17 protein-coding genes are annotated in these 18,310 nt (G+C 72.6%); 15 read left to right on the forward strand and 2 right to left on the reverse strand.

Annotated features, from left to right (window positions below; translation table 11 throughout):
• Window positions 1–18: 18 nt before the first annotated feature.
• Window positions 19–786, reverse strand: coding sequence for an enoyl-CoA hydratase-related protein (locus CLV71_RS01995; protein WP_133900794.1), 768 nt, complete (start codon window positions 784–786; stop codon window positions 19–21).
• Between the two features lie 95 nt (window positions 787–881).
• Between CLV71_RS01995 and CLV71_RS02000 the strand changes: the two genes are divergently transcribed.
• From CLV71_RS02000 to CLV71_RS02045, 10 genes are read left to right on the forward strand one after another with little or no spacing between them, the layout of a single operon-like run.
• A complete protein-coding gene (locus CLV71_RS02000; protein WP_133900795.1) occupies window positions 882–2,042 on the forward strand; it encodes an acyl-CoA dehydrogenase family protein in 1,161 nt (386 codons plus the stop codon).
• Window positions 2,039–2,383 (forward strand): Rossmann fold domain-containing protein, encoded by a 345-nt coding sequence (locus CLV71_RS02005; RefSeq protein WP_133900796.1) that lies wholly within the window; start codon window positions 2,039–2,041, stop codon window positions 2,381–2,383. Before CLV71_RS02000 ends, CLV71_RS02005 begins: the two co-directional genes overlap by 4 nt.
• A gap of 1 nt (window position 2,384) precedes the next feature.
• Window positions 2,385–3,710: a phenylacetate--CoA ligase family protein gene (locus CLV71_RS02010; RefSeq protein ID WP_208297341.1), complete on the forward strand. Its 1,326-nt coding sequence runs from the start codon at window positions 2,385–2,387 to the stop codon at window positions 3,708–3,710.
• Complete coding sequence (locus CLV71_RS02015) at window positions 3,700–4,878, forward strand: thiolase family protein (RefSeq protein ID WP_133900797.1); 1,179 nt, start codon at window positions 3,700–3,702, stop codon at window positions 4,876–4,878. The genes CLV71_RS02010 and CLV71_RS02015 overlap by 11 nt, the downstream gene beginning before the upstream one ends.
• On the forward strand, window positions 4,878–6,248 hold the full coding sequence (locus CLV71_RS02020) for a 3-hydroxyacyl-CoA dehydrogenase (RefSeq protein ID WP_208297342.1): 1,371 nt from the start codon (window positions 4,878–4,880) through the stop codon (window positions 6,246–6,248). The genes CLV71_RS02015 and CLV71_RS02020 overlap by 1 nt, the downstream gene beginning before the upstream one ends.
• Window positions 6,245–6,979, forward strand: a complete 735-nt coding sequence (locus tag CLV71_RS02025) for a CoA-transferase (protein ID WP_133900798.1) — start codon at window positions 6,245–6,247, stop codon at window positions 6,977–6,979. The genes CLV71_RS02020 and CLV71_RS02025 overlap by 4 nt, the downstream gene beginning before the upstream one ends.
• A complete protein-coding gene (locus CLV71_RS50065; RefSeq protein ID WP_208297343.1) occupies window positions 6,976–7,716 on the forward strand; it encodes a hypothetical protein in 741 nt (246 codons plus the stop codon). The genes CLV71_RS02025 and CLV71_RS50065 overlap by 4 nt, the downstream gene beginning before the upstream one ends.
• Window positions 7,709–9,622, forward strand: a complete 1,914-nt coding sequence (locus CLV71_RS02035) for an acyl-CoA dehydrogenase family protein (protein WP_133900799.1) — start codon at window positions 7,709–7,711, stop codon at window positions 9,620–9,622. Before CLV71_RS50065 ends, CLV71_RS02035 begins: the two co-directional genes overlap by 8 nt.
• Window positions 9,586–10,512 (forward strand): SDR family NAD(P)-dependent oxidoreductase, encoded by a 927-nt coding sequence (locus CLV71_RS02040; protein WP_243866177.1) that lies wholly within the window; start codon window positions 9,586–9,588, stop codon window positions 10,510–10,512. Before CLV71_RS02035 ends, CLV71_RS02040 begins: the two co-directional genes overlap by 37 nt.
• Window positions 10,513–10,533: 21 nt before the next feature.
• On the forward strand, window positions 10,534–11,394 hold the full coding sequence (locus CLV71_RS02045; RefSeq protein WP_133900800.1) for an acyl-CoA thioesterase: 861 nt from the start codon (window positions 10,534–10,536) through the stop codon (window positions 11,392–11,394).
• Here the strand turns inward: CLV71_RS02045 and CLV71_RS02050 are convergent.
• Entirely contained in the window at window positions 11,391–12,557 is a 1,167-nt protein-coding gene (locus CLV71_RS02050) for an acyl-CoA dehydrogenase family protein (protein WP_133900801.1), read from the reverse strand. The genes CLV71_RS02045 and CLV71_RS02050 overlap by 4 nt on opposite strands.
• Window positions 12,558–12,645: 88 nt before the next feature.
• On the opposite strand from CLV71_RS02050, the gene CLV71_RS02055 reads away from it, so the two are divergent.
• The 5 genes from CLV71_RS02055 (at window position 12,646) to CLV71_RS02075 (ending at window position 18,269) form a co-directional block, all read left to right on the forward strand.
• Window positions 12,646–13,548 carry a LysR family transcriptional regulator gene (locus CLV71_RS02055; protein ID WP_166663881.1) on the forward strand — a complete coding sequence of 301 codons (903 nt, stop codon included), beginning with the start codon at window positions 12,646–12,648 and terminating at the stop codon, window positions 13,546–13,548.
• Between the two features lie 45 nt (window positions 13,549–13,593).
• Window positions 13,594–14,202 carry a CG0192-related protein gene (locus CLV71_RS02060; RefSeq protein WP_133900803.1) on the forward strand — a complete coding sequence of 203 codons (609 nt, stop codon included), beginning with the start codon at window positions 13,594–13,596 and terminating at the stop codon, window positions 14,200–14,202.
• 119 nt (window positions 14,203–14,321) lie between these two features.
• The gene (locus CLV71_RS02065; RefSeq protein WP_243866179.1) at window positions 14,322–15,260 is read left to right on the forward strand and encodes a hydroxymethylglutaryl-CoA lyase; all 939 of its coding nucleotides are present in this window, start codon (window positions 14,322–14,324) and stop codon (window positions 15,258–15,260) included.
• Window positions 15,261–15,360: 100 nt separating this feature from the next.
• Window positions 15,361–16,479, forward strand: a complete 1,119-nt coding sequence (locus tag CLV71_RS02070) for a hypothetical protein (RefSeq protein ID WP_133900804.1) — start codon at window positions 15,361–15,363, stop codon at window positions 16,477–16,479.
• Window positions 16,480–17,003: 524 nt separating this feature from the next.
• Window positions 17,004–18,269 (forward strand): serine hydrolase domain-containing protein, encoded by a 1,266-nt coding sequence (locus CLV71_RS02075; RefSeq protein WP_133900805.1) that lies wholly within the window; start codon window positions 17,004–17,006, stop codon window positions 18,267–18,269.
• Window positions 18,270–18,310: the final 41 nt, after the last annotated feature.

Raw genomic sequence — 18,310 nt, forward strand, 5'->3', positions numbered from 1 at the left:
TTCGTGCATCGGGACTCCCTACCGTCCCGTGAACCGCGGGAATCGCTTCTCCAGCAACGCGTCGATTCCCTCGACGTGGTCCTCGGTGGCCAGCATCGCCAGCAGCTGCGCCCGCTCGTGGTCCAGTGCCGCCGACAGCGGCAGCTCCTCCGCGCGCCGCAACGCCCCGCGTGCCGCCCGCACCGCCAGTGGGCCGTTGGCCGCCACCGAGGCCGCCACCGCCACGGCGGCGGGCACCAGCCGCTCGGCAGGCACGATCCTGTGCACCAGCCCCAGCGAACGTGCCTCGAACGCGTCCACGTCGCGTCCCGTCAGCACGATCCCGGCGGCGGCGTAGCGCCCGGCGGCCCGCGCCCACCGCTGGGTGCCACCCGCCCCCGGGACCAACCCCAACCGCACCTCCGGCTGCCCGAACACGGCCGTGTCCGCCGCCACCACCAGGTCCGCGGCCAGCGCCAGCTCGCACCCGCCGCCCAGCGCGTAACCCGCGACGGCCGCCACGAGCACCGTCTCGACCCCGCCGATCCGGCGCCAGCTCGTCGCCCTGGCCGACGCCGCGTACTCGACCGGCGAGATCGAGCGCAGCAGCCGCACGTCCGCGCCCGACGCGAACAGCGACGGCCCGCCGGTCAGCACCGCGGCCCGGACGTCGGGATCGGCATCGAGTGACTCGAGTGCGTCGGCCAGCTCGACGAGGACGTCCGTGGACAGTGCGTTGCGGTTCTCCGGCGAGTCCAGCGTGACGATGCCGACCACGTCAGAGCGGTCGACGGTGACGTTTCCCATGCGTGGCAGCCCCTTGACTTCATAGGTGCCCTGTGTACCGTTGTCAGCATCTACGTCGACGTTGATTTTGGCAACCCGACAGAGGAGTCGCGACCATGACGGTGCTGTGGGAACCGACGCTGGACGCCGAGGCCACGCGGTGGCGCGACGTGGCCCGCAAGGTCGCGACGGAACGCTTCGCGCCGCTTGCCGAGGAACTCGACCGCGAGCAGCGGTACCCGAGCGAGCACATCGAGACGTTCGTCGAGACAGGACTGTCCGGGATGCTCGTGCCGGCCGAGTACGGCGGCGCAGGCCTGACGATGACCGCGATCTGTGCGGTGGTCGAGGAGGTCTCCGCCGCCTGCGCCTCCACCGGCGCGATCCTCGCCGCGCACGCCCTCGGCGCGGTCCCCCTGCTGCTGGCAGGCACGGACGAACAGAAGCGTGACATCCTCGGCCCGCTGCGTGACGGCCAGGCCGTCAGCTTCGCCCTCACCGAGCGGGGCGCGGGCAGTGACGCCGCCGCGCTCAGGGCCCGCGCCGAGGAGGACGGCGACGGTTTCCGCCTGTCCGGCGAGAAGATCTACATCGGCAACGGCAGCATCTCCACCCGGTACGTGGTCTTCGCGAAGACCGACCCGGACGCGGGTGCCCGCGGCATCACCGCGTTCATCGTCGCGGCGGACGCGCCCGGTGCGGTGGTGGACCACATCGAGGACAAGATGGGCATTCGCGGCACGCGCACCAGCAACCTCAGGCTGGACAACGTGCGTGTCGAGAGGACGGACATCCTCGGCAGGCGCGACCGTGGCCTCAAACTCGCGCTGCGGACCCTCGACCTCGGCCGCGTCACCGTTGCGGCACAAGGACTCGGCATCGCCCACGCCGCCTACCAGCTCGCCGCGCGCGAGGCCGCCCGGCGGCACACGTTCGGCAGGCCGCTCATCGAGAACCAGGGCATCGGCTTCCGCCTCGCGGACCTCGCGGTCGAGCTGTCCGCCGCCCGCATGCTCACCTACCAGGCCGCCGCGGCCCACGACGCCGGACAGCCCGTGTCGATGCCCGGCGCGATGGCGAAGCTCTACACCAGCGAGGTGGCCCACCGCGCGGTCGACCTCGCCGTGCAGGTGTTCGGCGGTGAGGGTTTCTGCAAGCCGTGCCCGGCCGAGCGGCTCTACCGCGACCAGCGCGTGCTCGAGATCTACGAGGGCTCCTCGGAGATCCAGCGGCTCGTGCTGTCCCGCGCGATCGCGGCGGAGGTGGCGCAGGCGTGACCACGCAGGTGGTCATCGAGGTCGACGGCGCGGGCGATCTGGATGCCGCGGCGGACGGTGGCGTGGCTCGGCGGCTCGGCGACGCGTTCGCGGCTGTCCGGGAGGCGTTGCCACGTCTGGAGTCCGGCGACGGCGTGGTGATCCGGTGCACCAGCCCGGACGGCGCGCTGACCGGTGCGGTGGGGTCGTTGTGCCGGAGCCTCGCCCGTGAGGCCGCCCCGCGTGGTGTGCGTGTCAACGCCGTTCTCGCCACCGCCGAGGCCGATGTCGACGCCCTGATCGCGTTTCTGGGTAGTCCGGTGGGCGTGATGTGCACCGGTGCCGTGCTGGAGGCTGTCTGAAGTGGACACACTGCATGCCTTCGAGAGCTGGCCGGAGGACCGCATCCGCGAACACCAGCTGGCGAGGCTCCACAGCCAGCTCAAGCGGGTCCACTCGATGAGCGGCCACTACCGGCGCCAGTGGGACGAACTCGGCTGGCACCCCGACGAGCTGACCTCGCTCGACGACCTCGCCGCGCTCCCGACCACGGACAAGGCCGACTACCAGCGCGCCATCGACGCCGACCCGCCCTACGGCGACTTCCTCGCCGTGCCAGGGGAAAGGCTCGCCAGGCTGCACTTCTCCTCCGGTACCACCGGTGCGCCGACACCGGTCGGCTGGACCCGCGACGACCTCGACCGCTGGGCAGGCCTGTACGCACGCGCCGCCTACAGCCAGGGGGTGCGGCGCGGCGACGTCTACCAGTGCCTGTTCTCCTTCGCCTGGTTGGTCGGCGGGCTCGGTGGCACGCTCGGCTACACCGAGCTGGGCGCGACCGTGATCCCCGGCGGCTCGGGCGACACCGAACGCCAGGTCGAGACGATCTTCCGGTACGGCACCACCGCGGTCGGTGGCACGCCGTCCTTCCTGCTGCACCTGGCTTCCCGTGCCCGCGACCTCGGCACGCCCCTGTCCGAGTCGAAGGTCCGCCACGTCATGGTGGGCGGCGAGCCCGGCGGCCAGATCCCGGCGACCCGCGCCCTCATCGAACGCGAGTGGGGCGCCCGCTGCTACGACGGCTACGGCTGCCTGGAGTTCCAGCCCATCGCCTGGGAGTGCGTCGCACAGGCAGGCGGGCACCTGGCCGAGGACTTCACCTACGCCGAGGTCGTCGACCCGGTCACGAAGACGCCCGTGCCGGACGGTGAACCCGGTGTCCTCGTGCTCACCCACCTCGACAAGCAGGCCTGCCCGCTCGTCCGCTGGTGGACCGGCGACGTCGTGGTCCGCGACGCCACGGTGTGTGCCTGCGGCCGCACCCACGCGCGGCTGGCGGGCGGGGTCCGGGGCCGCGCCGACGACATGCTCGTCGTGCGTGGCGTGAACGTCTTCCCGTCCGCGGTGGAGAACGTCGTGCGGCGCACGGTCGGCGACCTCGCGGAGTTCCGCGTGGTGCTCGACCCGGCGCTCGCCGATCCCGCGACCGGGTACCCGACCGCGTTGCGGCTGCGGGTCGAGGCGCCGGACGACCGGGTCGGGGGCACGCTCGCCGACGCAGTGCGCGCGGAGCTGAAGGTGCGCGCGGTCGTCGACATCGTCTCGCCAGGCGCGCTGCCCCGCACGACACACAAGGCGCGGCGTGTGGTCCGCGCGAACGACCCGGAGGTGGCCAACCGTGTCCCATGACGTGTTCCTGCTCGGCGCCGTACGCACGCCCAACGGGCGCTACGGCGGCAGCCTGCGTGCGACCCCGGTGGTCGAGCTGGCGACACTCGCCGCCCGCGAGGCCGTGAGCCGCGCCGGTGTCAGCCCCGAACTGGTCGAGGAGCTGGTGCTCGCGAACTGCCGCCAGGCGGGCAACGGGCCAAACCCCGGCCGACAGGTCGCGTTGCGGGCCGGGTTCCCCGAGCAGGCACCCGCGCAGACCGTCAACATGGCGTGCGCGTCGGGGCTCAAGGCGATCCAGCTCGCCCGGCAGTCCATTGTGTCCGGTGACGCGGACATCGCGGTGGCCGTCGCGGCCGAGTCCATGAGCACCATGCCCTACCTCGCGTCCGGCGCACTGCGCTGGGGTGGTGTGAAGCGCGGCGACATCCTGCTGGCCGACGGCTGGCGTGACGGCGGCACCGATCCCGTGTGCGGCCTGAACATGGGCCAGACCGCGGAGAACATCGCCGCCCGCTACGGGGTTTCCCGTGAGGACCAGGACGCCTGGTCGCTGCGCTGCCACCAGCGCGTGGCGAACGCCTGGGAAAAGGGGTGGTTCGCGAGGCAGGTCGTCGACGTGCCGCTGCCCGACGGGGACGTGCTCGACCGCGACGAGGGGTTCCGCACCGACACGACCGCCGAACGGCTGGCGCGGCTCAAGCCGTCCTTCGTGGACGGTGGCACGGTCACCGCGGGCAACGCGAGCCAGATGGCAGACGGTGCCGCGGCCGTGGTGCTCGCGAGCGCGGACGCCGTCGCCGCACACGGGCTCACGCCCCAGGGCCGGATGCGGTCGTTCAGCGCGGTGGGTGTGGACCCGACGGTCATGGGCGTCGGCCCGACCTTCGCCGTGCCGAGGGCGCTGGAGCGGGCCGGGGTGTCCACATCGGACCTCGACCTCGTCGAGATCAACGAGGCGTTCGCCGCGCAGATCGTGCAGAACGTGCGGGAGCTGAAGCTCGACGAGGAGCGCGTGAACGTCAACGGCGGCGGCATCGCGCTCGGCCACCCCACCGGGCAGAGCGGCTGTCGGCTCGTCGTGTCGCTGTTGCACGAGCTGGGCCGCCGAGACGGCACACTGGGAGTGGCGAGTCTGTGTGTCGGCGGCGGTCAGGGCGTCGCCGCGGTGATCGAACGGGCGGCGTGATGGCATTGCGGGTGGCGGTGGCGGGTCTCGGCCCGATGGGACGCGGCATCGCGAGGGTGTTCGCGGAGTCCGGTGCCTCGGTGACGGTGGTGGACCTCGACGCCGCGACCACCGCGGCGGGCCACGAGAAGATGCTGGCAGACGGGCCGGTCGACGTGTCCACCTCGGACAGCGTCGCCGACGCGGTGCGGGACGCGGACCTGTTCGTCGAGGCGATCGTGGAGCGGTTCGAGCCGAAGCGGGCGTTGCTCGCGCAGGTCCGCGCGGCGGGCAACGACAAGCTGGTGGTCGCCTCCAACACGTCGTCGCTGAGCATCGGCGAGCTGGGCGTCGCCTACGGCGACCCGACCCGTGTGCTCGGCATGCACTTCTTCAACCCGCCGACGAAGATGCGCCTCGTCGAGGTCATCCGCGGCGCGCGGACCGATCCGGAGATCGTCGCCAGGGCACGGGAATGGGTCGAGGGGCTCGGCAAGACGGCCGTGCTGTGCGCCGACTCGCCGAACTTCGTCGTCAACCGGGTGTGCCGGCCGCTCTACTACGAGTCGCAGCTCCTGGTCACGCAGGGGATGACGCCCGCGGTGGTCGACGCGGCCGTGAAGAGCGCGCTCGGCCACCGCATGGGCCCGTTGGAGCTGCTGGACTTCACCGGCCTGCACACCCACCTCGGCTCCTCGGAGACGGCGCTGCGTGAGTTCGGCGACCCGCGTTACCGGCCGATCCCGCTCACCCGCCAGCTCGTCCGCGCGGGCACGACCGGCCGCGCCGCGGGCCGCGGTTACTACGACTACTCCCAGGGCAAACCCCGTGAGGCGCAGGTGGCGGTCCTTCGCGAGCCCCGGCCGTCCGACGCCCGCGTGCAGGTCTACCGCGCCGTCGGCTGCACCCCCGAGGACGTCATGGCGGTGCGTGACCTGGGGAAGTCCGGCCGGGTGGTCGTCGACTCGTCGGACGGCGCCTGGCGCGAGCACCTGCCACCGGGCGCGGGCTGGCTGCGGCTGCACGGCGGGTTCGCCGAGGTCGTGGCCGACGAGGTCGCCCGCATCGAGCCCGCCTACGACGCCGTCGACGCGCTCGGCGTCACGTCCGTGCCGGTGCTCGCGCTGCCGGGCCTGGTCGTGGACCGGCTCGCGCACACCATGGCCAACGAGGCGCTGACGGTGGTGGAGGAGGGCACGGCGGGCGCGGGCGACGTCGATCTCGCGCTGCGGCTGGGCATGAACCACCCGGTCGGGCCGCTCGAGTACCTGGCGAGCGTCGGCGCGCGGGACGTGCTGACGAGCCTGCGCGGCATGCTCGACGGGTTCGGCGACCCGCGTTACCGGCCCGCGCAGCTGCTGGTCCGGCAGGCCGCGGGGAGCCGGGGGTGACCACGCTCGCCGACACCGTCGAGGCCCTCCGGCCCGGCGACACCGTCTGGCTCGGCAACTTCGGCGCGCAGCTGTTCGCGGTCGGCGAGGAGCTGGTCCGCCAGGAGAAGCGGGACCTGCACGTGGTCCTCGCGTCCGGCGGCCTGCTGCTCGACCGGCTGGTCGGCGCGGGTGTGGTCGCCGAGGCCACGTTCGCGCACTGCTGGTCGGCCGTCGGACCCGCGCCTGCCTGGCACTTCCGGCGTGCCTGGCAGTACGGCAGCGACATCCGCTGGCACGAGCTGCCCATGGGCGTGCTCGCCGCCGCTCTGTCGGCTGCCGCGCAGGGGCTGCCGTTCGCGCCGGTGCGCGTGCACCCCGACACCGGCTACCTCGCCGACGGCTGGTCCGGGGGCATGCTGGCCACCGTGGACTCCCCGTTCGGCTCGACGACCGTGGTCCGCGCGCTGCCGCTGGACGTCGCGTTCGTGCACGCGGCCGTGGCCGACGAGCACGGCGACTGCTCGTTCGGGGCGCCGTCGGGTGAGGCCGTCGCCGCGGCGGGGGCCGCGCGGCGGGTCGTCGTGGTGGCCGAGCGCGTCGACTCGCCCGCGCGGGTGGACCTGCTCGGCATCCTCGTCGACACCGTCGTCGAGGTGCCCGGCGCGGTCGCCCCGGACGGCGTCCCCTGGCTCTACGACCGCGACATCGCCGCCTACGAGGCCTACGCCGAGCAGGGGAGGCGGGCGTGAACGAGGACGTGCTGGCATTCCTGGTGCGGGCGGCCCGCGAGTTCCGCCGCGCGGGCTGGGTGTTCACCGGCTTCCACTGGCCGGTGCTGGCCGGCGAGGTCGCGGCCAGGCTCGACGACGACGTGCCCACGTTCCGCCAGCTGTTCGAGGCGGGGTTCGCCACCGAGGGGCCCGCCGACGTCCTGCCGTCCTCGACCACGGACTTCGCCGCGTTCGGCGACGCGGTCGTCTGGCGGGGGAGCACCGCCGACGTGCTCGCCACGCTCGTGCCGCGTGCCGACCTCGTCGTCCTCGACGCGGCCAACGTCGACCTCGCCGGGCGGCTCAACTCGACCGCGGTCGGCGACTACCGCTCGCCGACCGTGCGGCTGCCCGGCGGGGGCGGCGCCCCCGACGCCGCTGCGGGTGCGGGCGAACTGCTCCTCCTCTTCGGCGGCACCGACCCGAAGCGCCTGGTCACGCGCGTCGAGCACGTCACGGCGGCGCCCGCGCCCGACGCGTCGGTCCGCCTGCTGACCAGGTGGGGCACGGTCCGGCTCGGCGCCGCGCCGTCCCTGGTGACCGCGGCCCGTGACGAGGGCGTGCTCGCGGCCCGGCTGAGGGACCTGGGTGTCGACCCGGCGGGCGCGGCGATGGAGAAACCCCCGACCGACCGGGAGCTGTCGGTGGCCGCCGAGGTGCTCACCGAGGCGGCCGGGCGGGGATACCTGGTGGCCAGGGAGGCTGTGCGTGGGTGAGCTGGACGATCTTCGCCGCACGGTCCGCGGGCTGGTCGCGGACTGGGACATCACCCCCACCTGCGACAGCTGGATGCGCGGCCACGACCCGGCGTTCAGCCGCGCCATGGCCGAACGCGGGCTGATCGGCATCACCTGGCCGGAGCCGTTCGGCGGCGGCCGGTCCAACCTCGCGCGCCTCGTGGTGACCGAGGAGCTGCTGCGTGTCGGCGCACCCGTCGGCGCGCACTGGATCGCCGACCGCCAGATCGGCCCGGCCGTCCTCCGCAACGGCTCGCCCGCGCTGCGCCGGGAGGTGCTGCCCGGCATCGCGGCGGGGGAGATCACGTTCTGCCTCGGCATGAGTGAGACCGAGGCAGGCTCGGACCTCGCGTCCGTGCGCACCCGTGCGGTCCGCGACGGCGACGGCTGGCGGATCACCGGCAGCAAGATCTGGACCACCGGCGCGCACTTCGCGACGCACGCGTACGTCCTGGCCCGCACGGGCGACGGCGCCGACAAGCACGAGGGCCTCACCGAGTTCGTCGTGGAGATGTCGGCACCCGGTGTCACCGTGCGGCCGATCGAGGACCTCGGCGGCGGGCACCACTTCAACGAGGTCACCTTCGACGACGTCCTCGTGCCTGCCGGGCGGGTCATCGGCGCCGAGGGCGCGGGGTGGAAGCAGGTCACCGAGCAGCTGTCGTTCGAGCGCGGCGGGATGGAGCGCGTGCTGTCCACCTACCCGCTGCTGGCCGCGGTCCTGGGGTCCACTGTGGACGACCGGGTCGCGGTGGGGACGCTGGCGGCGCGGCTGATGACGTTGCGGGAGCTGGCCTGCCGGGTCGCCGAGGCGATGGACGACGGCCGCGCGCCCTCCGGCGAGGCGGCGGTGCTGAAGTTCCTGGGCACCACGTTCGAGCGTGACGTCATCGACGTGGCGCGGACGGCACCCGGCCGCGCGGCGTTCGCGCCGCTGCTCGCGCAGGCACAGCTCGCCGCGCCCGGCTTCTCGATCCGCGGCGGCACGGACGAGATGCTGATGACGGTCGTGTCCCGGCAGGCACCCGCACCGGTCGTGGACGACATCGGGCGGATGGCCGACGACGTGCTGGCCTCGGCACCCGACCCGTGGGCCGCGGCCGTCGAGCTCGGCTGGACGTCGGTCGGGGTCGACGAGGCGGCGGGCGGCTCGGGCGGCACGTTCGCCGACCTCGCCGCGCTGGTGCGTGCGCTCGGGCGGCACGGCCACGCGGTGCCGCTGGCCGAGGTGGCGGTGGCACGCATGCTGACCGGGACCCCGGCGGTGGCCGCGCTCGGTCCGGACGACGTCTGGGCGGGACACGGCGCCGCGGTGGTGCTCGGCGAGTCGTCGGCCGCCCTGTACCCCTCGGACGGCGAGCCCTGGCACGGTCTGGCGGGCCAGCCGCGGAGGCGGATCGCCGGGGAGCCGACCGAGCTGCCGGTGCCGGAGGGCCTCGACCCCGTGGCACGGCTGACCGTGCTGCGGGTCCACGCCGCGCTCGGCACGGTCGAGGGCGCGTGCCGGCTGACGCGCGAGCACGTCACGACACGCGTGCAGTTCGGCAGGCCGCTGAACCGGCTGCAGGCCGTCGCGCACCGGCTCGCGGAGATGGAGTGCGCGCGGGTGCTGCTCGAGGTCGCCGCGTCGGCCGCGCTGGGCCTCGAACCGACGCGGGTGGCCGCCGCCGCGACCGTGCTCGACCCGGTCGCCACGCTCGTCGCCCGGTTCGCACACCAGCTGCACGGCGCGATGGGCATCACGCGGGAGAGCCCGCTGCACCGGTACACGACGCTGCTGTGGTCCCTGCGTGACGAGGTCGGGGCCCGGGAGTGGGCGCCGCGGCTCTGCCTGGACGAGCCGGCGCTGTGGCACGCGGTCACGACGCGGCCGGTGTCGTCGTGAGCCTGATGGACGGCCGGGCGGTGGTGGTCACGGGTGCCGGCCGCGGCTTGGGTCGCGCGTATGCCCGTCACCTGGCCGAGTCGGGCGCCTCGGTGGTGGTCAACGACGTCGACGCCGCCGAGGCCGCGGCGGTGGCGGCCGGGATCACGGCGGCCGGCGGCACCGCGACGGCGAGCGACCACGACGTGAGCGCCGACGCCGACGGGCTCGTCGAGCTGTGCCTGTCTGCCTACGGCCGCCTCGACGGCCTGGTCAACAACGCCGGCCTGTACCACGAAGCCCTGCCGTGGGAGGAGGATCCGGCCCGCATGCGCCGCACCGTCCTGGTGAACGTGCTCGGCGCGCTCAACTGCCAGGCCGCCGCGACCCGCGTGATGGGCGAGGGCGGCGCGATCGTCAACGCGTCCTCCGGCGGCATGTTCGGCTTCCCGCAGGTCTCGACGTACGCGGCGACCAAGGGCGCGCTGGCCGCGCTCACGTACAGCTCGGCGCTGGACCTCGACGAGCGGGGTATCCGGGTCAACGCCGTCTCCCCGATGGCCTACACCCGCATGACCGCCAGTGCACTGGGTCGTTCGTCCACACTGGACTCACCGCCGCTGGCCGGCATCGAGGACAGGCCGCCGGAGGCGATCGCGCCACTGGTCACGTTCCTGCTGAGCGACCTGGCGGCAGGCATCACGGGCCAGTTCCTCCGCTTCGACGGCCAGAAGGTCTCGGTCGTCACGACGTCGGCGTTCACCGACCACCCGAACGTGACCGCCGACGAGTGGACCCCGCAAGCCCTGGCGGCGGCGTTCGACGGCCCGCTCGCCGCGGGCCTCCAGCCCTACGGCATGACCCGCCGCGAACCGGCACGTAAGTCGCGTCACACCCGTGCGGGTCCCTAGCCCGGCATAGGATCCCGGGTCATGAGTGAGCGGACCGACCTCGCGGAGTGGCGTGCGTGGCGCTCCGGCGTGGCGGCGGTGGACGAGCTGGTCGGCACGTTCGCGGTCGAGCGGCTGTCGGAGTCGACGTTCACCGGGCACAGCACCTCCGTGCCCGAGAACCGCGTCTTCGGCGGGCAGATGCTCGCCCAGAGCGTCGTCGCGGCGACCATGACCGTCGCGCCGCCCTCGGTCGCGCACTCGCTGCACGCCTACTTCGTCCGTGCCGGGCGCCAGGACGTGCCGTTCCGGTTCGCCGTGACCACGTTGCGGGACGGGCGGTCCTTCGCCGTGCGGCGCGTGGACGCGTTGCAGGACAACGAGGTCGTGACGTCGATGACCGCGTCCTTCCACCTGCCCGAGGACGGGCTCACCCACCAGGACGCGATGCCCGACCGGCCGGCGCCCGACGATCTCCCCGCCCGCACCCCGTTCCTCATCTCCTCCGACGGTCCGGCCCGCGCGGGTGCGGTCGACCTGCGTGCGTGCCCGCAGGAACCCGGCGCGGCGGAGTCGTCGGTGTGGCTGCGGGTCGCCGCGCCGCTGCCCGACGATCCCCTTCTGCACCAGGCGATGCTGGTCTACCTGTCGGACTTCAGCATCCTGCACGGCGCGTTCAACCGGCACCGCGTGGCCCGCGAGCAGGTGCGCACCGCGAGCCTCGACCACAGCATCTGGCTGCAGCGCCCCGGCCGCGCAGACGACTGGCTGCTCCACGACAGCCGCAGCCCCGCCGCGGCCGGTGCCCGTGCCGTCGGCAGGGCGAACCTGTTCACGGTGAAGGGCGAGCTGGTGGCCACGGCCGCGCAGGAGATGCTCGTCCGCAGGATCCCGGGCGCCTAGGCACCCGCCGCGCGCCGCACCAGCCCGCCGCCGATGATGAGCCGCTGGATCTCGCTCGTGCCCTCGTACAGGCGCAGCAGGCGGACGTCGCGGTAGATGCGCTCGACCGGGATGTCCCGCATGTAGCCGGCGCCGCCGTGGACCTGCACCGCCAGGTCGGCCACCCTGCCGACCATCTCCGTGCAGAACAGCTTCGCCGCCGACGGCGCGATCCGGCGGTCCTCGCCGCTGACGTAGGCACGGGCCGCCTCCCGGACCATCGCCCGTCCCGCGAGGACTCCGGTCTGCTGGTCGGCCAGCATCGCCTGCACGAGCTGGAAGTCGCCGATCCGCGTGCCGCCCTGGGTGTTGGCCGCGGCGTAGGCGACCGACTCGTCCAGTGCCCGCTGCGCGGTGCCGACCGCGACCCCGGCGATGTGGAGGCGGCCGCGGGCCAGTGACGTCATGGCGGCCCGGTAGCCGGTCGCCTCGTCGCCGCCGACGAGCGCGTCGGCGGGCACCCGGATGTCGTCGAGGATCACGTCGGCGGTCCAGGCGCCCTCCTGGCCCATCTTCGCGTCCTTGGGGCCGACGCTGAGACCTGGCGTGTCCGACGGCACGAGGAACACGGCGATGCCGGGGTCCTTGGGCTTGGGCTCGGCGGTGCGGGCGAACACGACGAACAGGTCCGCGACGGGTGCGTTGGTGATGAACTGCTTGCGCCCGTCGATGACCCAGCCGTCACCGTCGCGGCGCGCCCGGGTGCGCAGGCCGGCCGGGTTGGAGCCCGCGCCGGGCTCGGTGAGGGCGAAGGAGGACACCACCTCACCGGAGGCGAGCCTGGGGAGCCACTGCTCGCGCTGCGCGTCCGTGCCGAAGCCGACCAGCACCTGTCCGGCGATCCCGTTGTTGGTGCCGAACATGGACCGCAGCGCGAGGGTCGTGTAGCCGAACTCGATCGCCAGGTCGACGTCCTGGACGAGGTCCAGCCCGAGGCCGCCCCACTCGTCGGGGATGGCGTAGCCGAACAGACCCATCTCGGCGGCGGCCGTGCGCAGGTCGTCCGGTACCCGGTCCTCGCGCATGATCTCGGTCTCACGCGGCACGACCCTGTCGCGGACGAAGTCGCGGACCTGCCTGCGGATGAGGTCGAAGTCGGCCGAGGACACCTGTGTCTCGCTCATACCGTCGAGGATGCAGGGGATTTGATGCGAGTCCAATACCAGTAGTCGGAGGATTCATCTACCATTCGCATAAGTCGAGGTGATGTGGATGGACGTGCGTCAGCTGCGGGCGTTCCTGGCGGTTGCGGAGGACCTGCACTTCGGGCGTGCGGCGCAGCGCCTGCACGTGGCGCAGCCCTACCTCAGCCGCACGGTCCGGGGCCTGGAGGAGGAGCTGGCCGCGCCGCTGTTCGAGCGCACGACCCGGCGCGTCGAGCTGACCGCGGCCGGGCAGGCGCTGGTGGCGCACGCCCGCACGATGGTGTCGGCGGCGGACGCGGCACGGGCCGCCGTGGCCGCGGCACACGGGGGCCGCAGCGGGCGGGTGCGGATCAGCTTCGCGGGGCCGTCGTCGCACGGGCCGGTCGGGCAGCTGGCACGTGCGGTCCGGGAGCGGCACCCGCTGATCGACCTGGTGTTCCTGCCGGGCCGCTACGGCGCGACGGCCGTGGCCGAGCTGGTGCGTGGCGAGTCGGACCTGGCGCTGGCGCGTTTCACGGAGGCACCCGTGGGCGTGGGCAGCCGGGTCGTGGCGCGGGACCGGTGTGTGGTCGCGGTGCCCGCGGACCACCGCCTGGCCGCGCGCGAGACCATGCGGTTCACCGACTTCCGCGACGAGCCGTTCGTCGCCTTCCCCGAGTCGTTCGGGTCGACGGTCCGCGAGGTGTTCGTGTCGAGGTGCCACGCGGCCGGGTTCGCCCCGGCCTTCGCCCAGACCGCGCCGGACTCGTGGACCTGCGTCGCCCTGGTCGCGGCGGGTGTCGGCCTGCACTTCACCACCGCGAGCGCCGTCGCGAGCCTGCCGCTGGACGGCGTGGTGATCCGCGAGGTCGTCGACCCGGTCCCGCCGGTCCTCGTGTACCTGGCGTGGCGGCGGGCCGGCGAGAACGGCGCGTTGGCCCACGTCCTGCGGACCGCGGCGGAGCTGCTCCCCGACGTCGACCCGACTTGAGGACGACCGCCCCCGCCCGGATGATCATGGAACTACGATGCGTCCATGGCGATCCTTCACAAAGCCACGCTGCACCCGACCAAGCTCGAGCTGCTGGCCGCCTGGCTGCCCGGTCGTGGCTGGTACGCCGAGCCGGACGGGGAGCTGACGCGGGTGGCGTCGTACCGCTTCGACGACCCGGCCGGTGTCGTCGGCATCGAGACCTCGCTGGTCCGCGTCGGGGACGGCCCGGTCTACCAGGTGCCGCTCACCTACCGCGAGGCGCCGCTGGAGGGTGGCGACGGGTGGCTGCTGGGCACCGCCGAGCACTCGGTGCTCGGCAAGCGGTGGATCTACGACGGCTGCGGCGACCCGGTGTACGTCACGGCACTGGCCGGCGCGGTCTTCGGCGCCGTGGGTCAGGCCGAGGAGTTCTTCGACGGCGGCACCGACCGCCGCGAGCCCAGCATGAGGATCGCGGCCACCCCCGGCGAGGCTCCCTCCGTTACCACGATCAGACACGTCGTCGGCGACGACCCCACCCTGATCGTGACGGACGACGTCGAGCTGACGCTCGCCCGCAGGCTCGGCGCCGCCGCACTCACCGGCGCCCTGCTGACCGCCACCTGGCCCGGCCAGGAGACCCCCGTCGCGCTGGCCTCCGCGTCGCAGTAGACGGTCCAGTTCGGATTGTATGCAACGAGTCTCACGATCGTTGACACCCGCTGTCGGGCGCCCTAGTTTTTCGAGACGGGCGTCAGAGTTGTCAGCGCTCGTTGTATGCAATTGCGTGGATGAGGTGGGCGGATGAGCAACCGTTGTCCCCGGACGCCGCGATGACGGTCTCGATAGTGGAGATGTCCCCGAGGGACGGCCTGCAGAACGAGGAGAAGGTGCTCTCGACCGAGGCCAAGGTCGAGCTGGTCTCGCGAGCGGTCCGGGCCGGTGTCCGGCGCGTGGAGGTGACGAGCTTCGTCAACCCCCGCCGGGTGCCGCAGATGGCGGACGCCGACGAGTTGATGACCGCCCTGCCGAGGTTCGACGGCGTCCGGTACGCGGGGCTGGTGATGAACGAGCGCGGTCTCGACCGGGCGCTCGCGGCCGGTGTGGACGAGATCGACGTCGTGGTGGTCGCGACGGACACGTTCTGCACCCGCAACCAGGGCATGACCACGGCACAGGCCTGCGAGACCGCCGCGTCGCTGGTCGCGGCGGCGCGGGCGGCGGGTGTCTTCACGACGGTCACGATCGGCGCGTCCTTCGGGTGCCCGTTCGAGGGCGAGGTCCCCCTGGGCCGTCTGCGTGAGGTGCTCCGGCGGGTCACCGACACCGGGCCCGACGAGCTGGCGCTGGCCGACACGATCGGCGTCGCGGTTCCCTCCGGCATCACCGAACGCCTCGCCCTGGCCCGCGAGGTGGCAGGCCCGGACCTGCCGCTGCGCCTGCACCTCCACGACACCCGGCACACGGGCGTGGCCAACGCGGTCGCGGCGGTCGAGGCCGGAGTGTCCACACTGGACGCCAGCATCGGCGGCGCAGGCGGCTGCCCGTTCGCTCCGGCGGCCACCGGCAACGTGGCGACCGAGGACCTCGTCTACCTGTTCGGCCGGATGGGGGTCGGCACGGACCTCGACCTCGACGAGACCATCGCGGCGGCCGGCTGGTTGGAGGAGCAGCTGGAGACCAGGCTGCCGAGCGCACTACTGCGAGCGGGCGGGTTCCCGACGGCGTAGCCGCACTCCTCAACAGGCGTTCAGTTTTTGGCTCTGGTGTTCCGCCTGCTCGACCGGCACCATGGTTGGAAACTATCCGGTTGAGGTTGGAGCTGGCAATATGTCCACGAAGGTGACTCGGCGGGCGCTGCTCGCCGGTGCGTCCGCTGGTCTCGTGCTTGGTCTGCCCGGAGTCGCCGCTGCTCAGGAGCTTGCCTACGCGGCCTTCCGTGTCGTGCGGGTGCGGCCGGGAGAGCCCGCCCAGCCGGAGATCACCCTGCCGGCGGGATACGAGATCCTGCCCGGTGCCAACTACTCCGTGGCCAGCCGGGCGGAGTACTACACCTTCGTGCGGGGGCCGAAGGCGGCGGGGATCGACGTCCGCGTCAGCTGGCCCGGCGTGCCGGTCCGTGCCGTCGTCCACCAGGAGACGCGGCTGGACCTGCGCCGAAGCCGCGACGGTGTCTCCTTCACGCTGCCGATGACCCAGGTCTCCGCCGACGCCAACCAGCCGACCCTGCAGGTCTGGAGCTCCGTCGACATCTCGCCGGGGATGTACTTCGAGATCGAGCACAACGACCCCGACCGGGTGGCGGGCCCGTGGGCCTCGGTCGCGTGGCCCGAGGGGGAGACGCGGTCGGTCGTGCACCAGCTCATTGCGAGCTACGCGATCTGGAAGGACTCCGGGATGACCGCGGTCGCCGCGGCAAAGGGGCACCGGTTCGCCCTGATGGGGTTCGAGACCAACAACACCCTGCACGCGGACAACCCGCCGCACTGGCACATCTCGTACAACTCAGGGCCGGACTTCAACTCCAAGACCCACAACCCGCACCTGTGGCTGGACACCGAGGGCCGCAACTTCTACAACGGCATGGACGTCACGGGGCTGGGGCGGCTCAAGTACCACGCGAACGAGCCCGCCCCGATCTACGACTTCGTGGGTGACGCCAACGGCGGGCGGGGGAACCTCGTCGTCACGATCACGATCCGCGACGACGGCGGGCTCGACATCACGCCGCCGGACGGCCCGACGTACTCGATGACCGCCGGTCGCGACGGGACGCTCCTCGACGAGGTCGCCGTGCTGCGGGACAACGTGCCGTGGCTGCGGGTGGTCACGAGGGACCTGGTCAAGCTCGGCGTCACCACGGTCCAGGTCGAGGGCCTGGCGCACCACGCCGACTCCCGCTTCGAGATCCTGCGCTACGACCCGCTGACCGGCGTCCTCGCCCGGTAGCCCGCGAATGCACTGAAGGCGTCCTTCGTAACGCTGGGCGTTAGGAAGGAGTCCTTCAGTACCAACGGGATCCGTGCCTCTCACCTCCGGTTCAACGAGGCACTCCGCGTCCGGTGACGGCTCGATGTAAAAATTCGCATTTCCACGCAGGCCCGCCACCGGAGTGGCGGGCCTGCGTATTCGAATACGTTCTCCGGAGGCGTGTGGATCGCCCGGAAAGGTGATGACGTTCGTCACTGGAGGGCCTAGTTCATTCTTGTTAGCTTGGCTCTCGTAGTCACCAAGTAACGGCATCGTGTCGACCGATGGTAGCGCTCCACATAGTCCGGTCTGGTCGGGGAAGCAGAAAGGTATACGCAGGTCAACCTAGTGTTGACTGGTTCTTGCTGTCTTTTCTCCCCGATCTGGAATTGTTTCTTCCGCTTTGCCCGGGAAATTTCCCGGAAATGCTCGTGGTTGACGCAAGGAAATGTCTCATCAGGTGGACGCCAAATGCGTCCCGTTGATCGTCAGTCGGGGAACAAATGAAGAACTCACTGCTCGCCGCGTGTTTGGCCGAGCTGGTCACCACGCACGGGGTACCCGGGGCGCAGTTCGCCGTGCACCACGGCGGCGCCACCTGGACCTGGAACCACGGACTCACCCGTGTCGGCACCGGCACACCGATGACCACCGAGGTGCCCGTGCCCGTCGGGTCGATCACCAAGGTCGTCACCTCGGCCGCCGCGATGGTCCTCGTCGACGACGGCGACCTCGAGCTGGACGAGCCGCTGGCCGAACTCATCCCCGAGCTGCGCGAACCGCGGCTCACCCTTCGACACGTCCTCAGCCACACGGGCGGTCTGCCCTGCGACCCCGCCGACACCCGTGCGGTCACGCCCCGTCGGCACGTCCTGGACTGCTGCCGCACCCTGCGCCCCCTCACCGGACCCGGCGAGGTCTTCTCCTACTCCAACATCGGCTACCTGCTCGCCGGGCACGCCGTCACCGCGGTCACCGGCATGAGCTGGTGGGAGGCCGTGACCACACTGGTCCTCGACCCGCTCGGGGTGCCGTCGCGCTTCATCGCGGGCGGCGACATCCCGACCGGTCTGGTGAGCGGGCACTCGGCCCGGCGCAGACCGGTGGTCCAGTCGCTGCGGGTGCCCGAGGCCGCGGCCGGCGCGTTCGCCGCCAGCGCCCTGGACCTGGTGACGCTCGGGCGGGGTCTCCTCGCGACCGGGTTCCGCGACATGTGGACACCGGTGCCGGGTGCCGAGCCGTTCGGGCTCGCCGACGGCTGGGGGCTGGGACTCGCCACCTACCGGTCCGGCGACACGGCCGGCCACGACGGCAACGGCGACGGCACGTCCTGCCACCTGCGGCTCAACCCCGCGACCGGCACCGTCGTCGCGCTGACCACCAACTCCAGCTCCGGTTTCGCGCTGTGGCGCGACCTCGCGCCCCGCCTGGCCCGGCTCGGGCTGCCCATCGAGGACTACGACCCGCTCGCGGTGGCCGGTCCGCCGGTCGCCACCCGCGACGAGCACACCGGCGACTACGCCAACGGTGATCTCGAGTACTCGGTGCGGCACAACAGGAACGGCGGCCTCCGGCTGACCGTCGACGGCGCGCCCTTCGCGGACCTCACCGTCCACTCGGGACACGAGTTCACCATGCGCGACTGCGACACCGGCGTGACCGACCAGGCAGGCCGGTTCGTCCTCGACCGCGACGGCCGCGTGGCCGGGCTCCAGGTCGGCGGCAGGCTCGCACGCAAGCTGGCCGGGCGCGAACGCCTCGTCGGCTGACAACACCCCAGCACACTCCCCGAAAGGGCCCCACCGTCATG

The organism is Actinophytocola oryzae (genome assembly GCF_004364325.1).
Lineage (GTDB): Bacteria > Actinomycetota > Actinomycetes > Mycobacteriales > Pseudonocardiaceae > Actinophytocola > Actinophytocola oryzae.

Excerpts from the sequence above, each read along its gene's own strand:
- CLV71_RS01995 (WP_133900794.1), bottom strand. The coding sequence starts at position 786 with ATGGGAAACGTCACCGTCGACCGCTCTGACGTGGTCGGCATCGTCACG.
- CLV71_RS02000 (WP_133900795.1), top strand. The coding sequence starts at position 882 with ATGACGGTGCTGTGGGAACCGACGCTGGACGCCGAGGCCACGCGGTGG.
- CLV71_RS02020 (WP_208297342.1), top strand. The coding sequence starts at position 4,878 with ATGGCATTGCGGGTGGCGGTGGCGGGTCTCGGCCCGATGGGACGCGGC.
- CLV71_RS02045 (WP_133900800.1), top strand. The coding sequence starts at position 10,534 with ATGAGTGAGCGGACCGACCTCGCGGAGTGGCGTGCGTGGCGCTCCGGC.
- CLV71_RS02050 (WP_133900801.1), bottom strand. The coding sequence starts at position 12,557 with ATGAGCGAGACACAGGTGTCCTCGGCCGACTTCGACCTCATCCGCAGG.
- CLV71_RS02055 (WP_166663881.1), top strand. The coding sequence starts at position 12,646 with ATGGACGTGCGTCAGCTGCGGGCGTTCCTGGCGGTTGCGGAGGACCTG.
- CLV71_RS02060 (WP_133900803.1), top strand. The coding sequence starts at position 13,594 with ATGGCGATCCTTCACAAAGCCACGCTGCACCCGACCAAGCTCGAGCTG.
- CLV71_RS02065 (WP_243866179.1), top strand. The coding sequence starts at position 14,322 with ATGAGGTGGGCGGATGAGCAACCGTTGTCCCCGGACGCCGCGATGACG.
- CLV71_RS02070 (WP_133900804.1), top strand. The coding sequence starts at position 15,361 with ATGTCCACGAAGGTGACTCGGCGGGCGCTGCTCGCCGGTGCGTCCGCT.
- CLV71_RS02075 (WP_133900805.1), top strand. The coding sequence starts at position 17,004 with ATGAAGAACTCACTGCTCGCCGCGTGTTTGGCCGAGCTGGTCACCACG.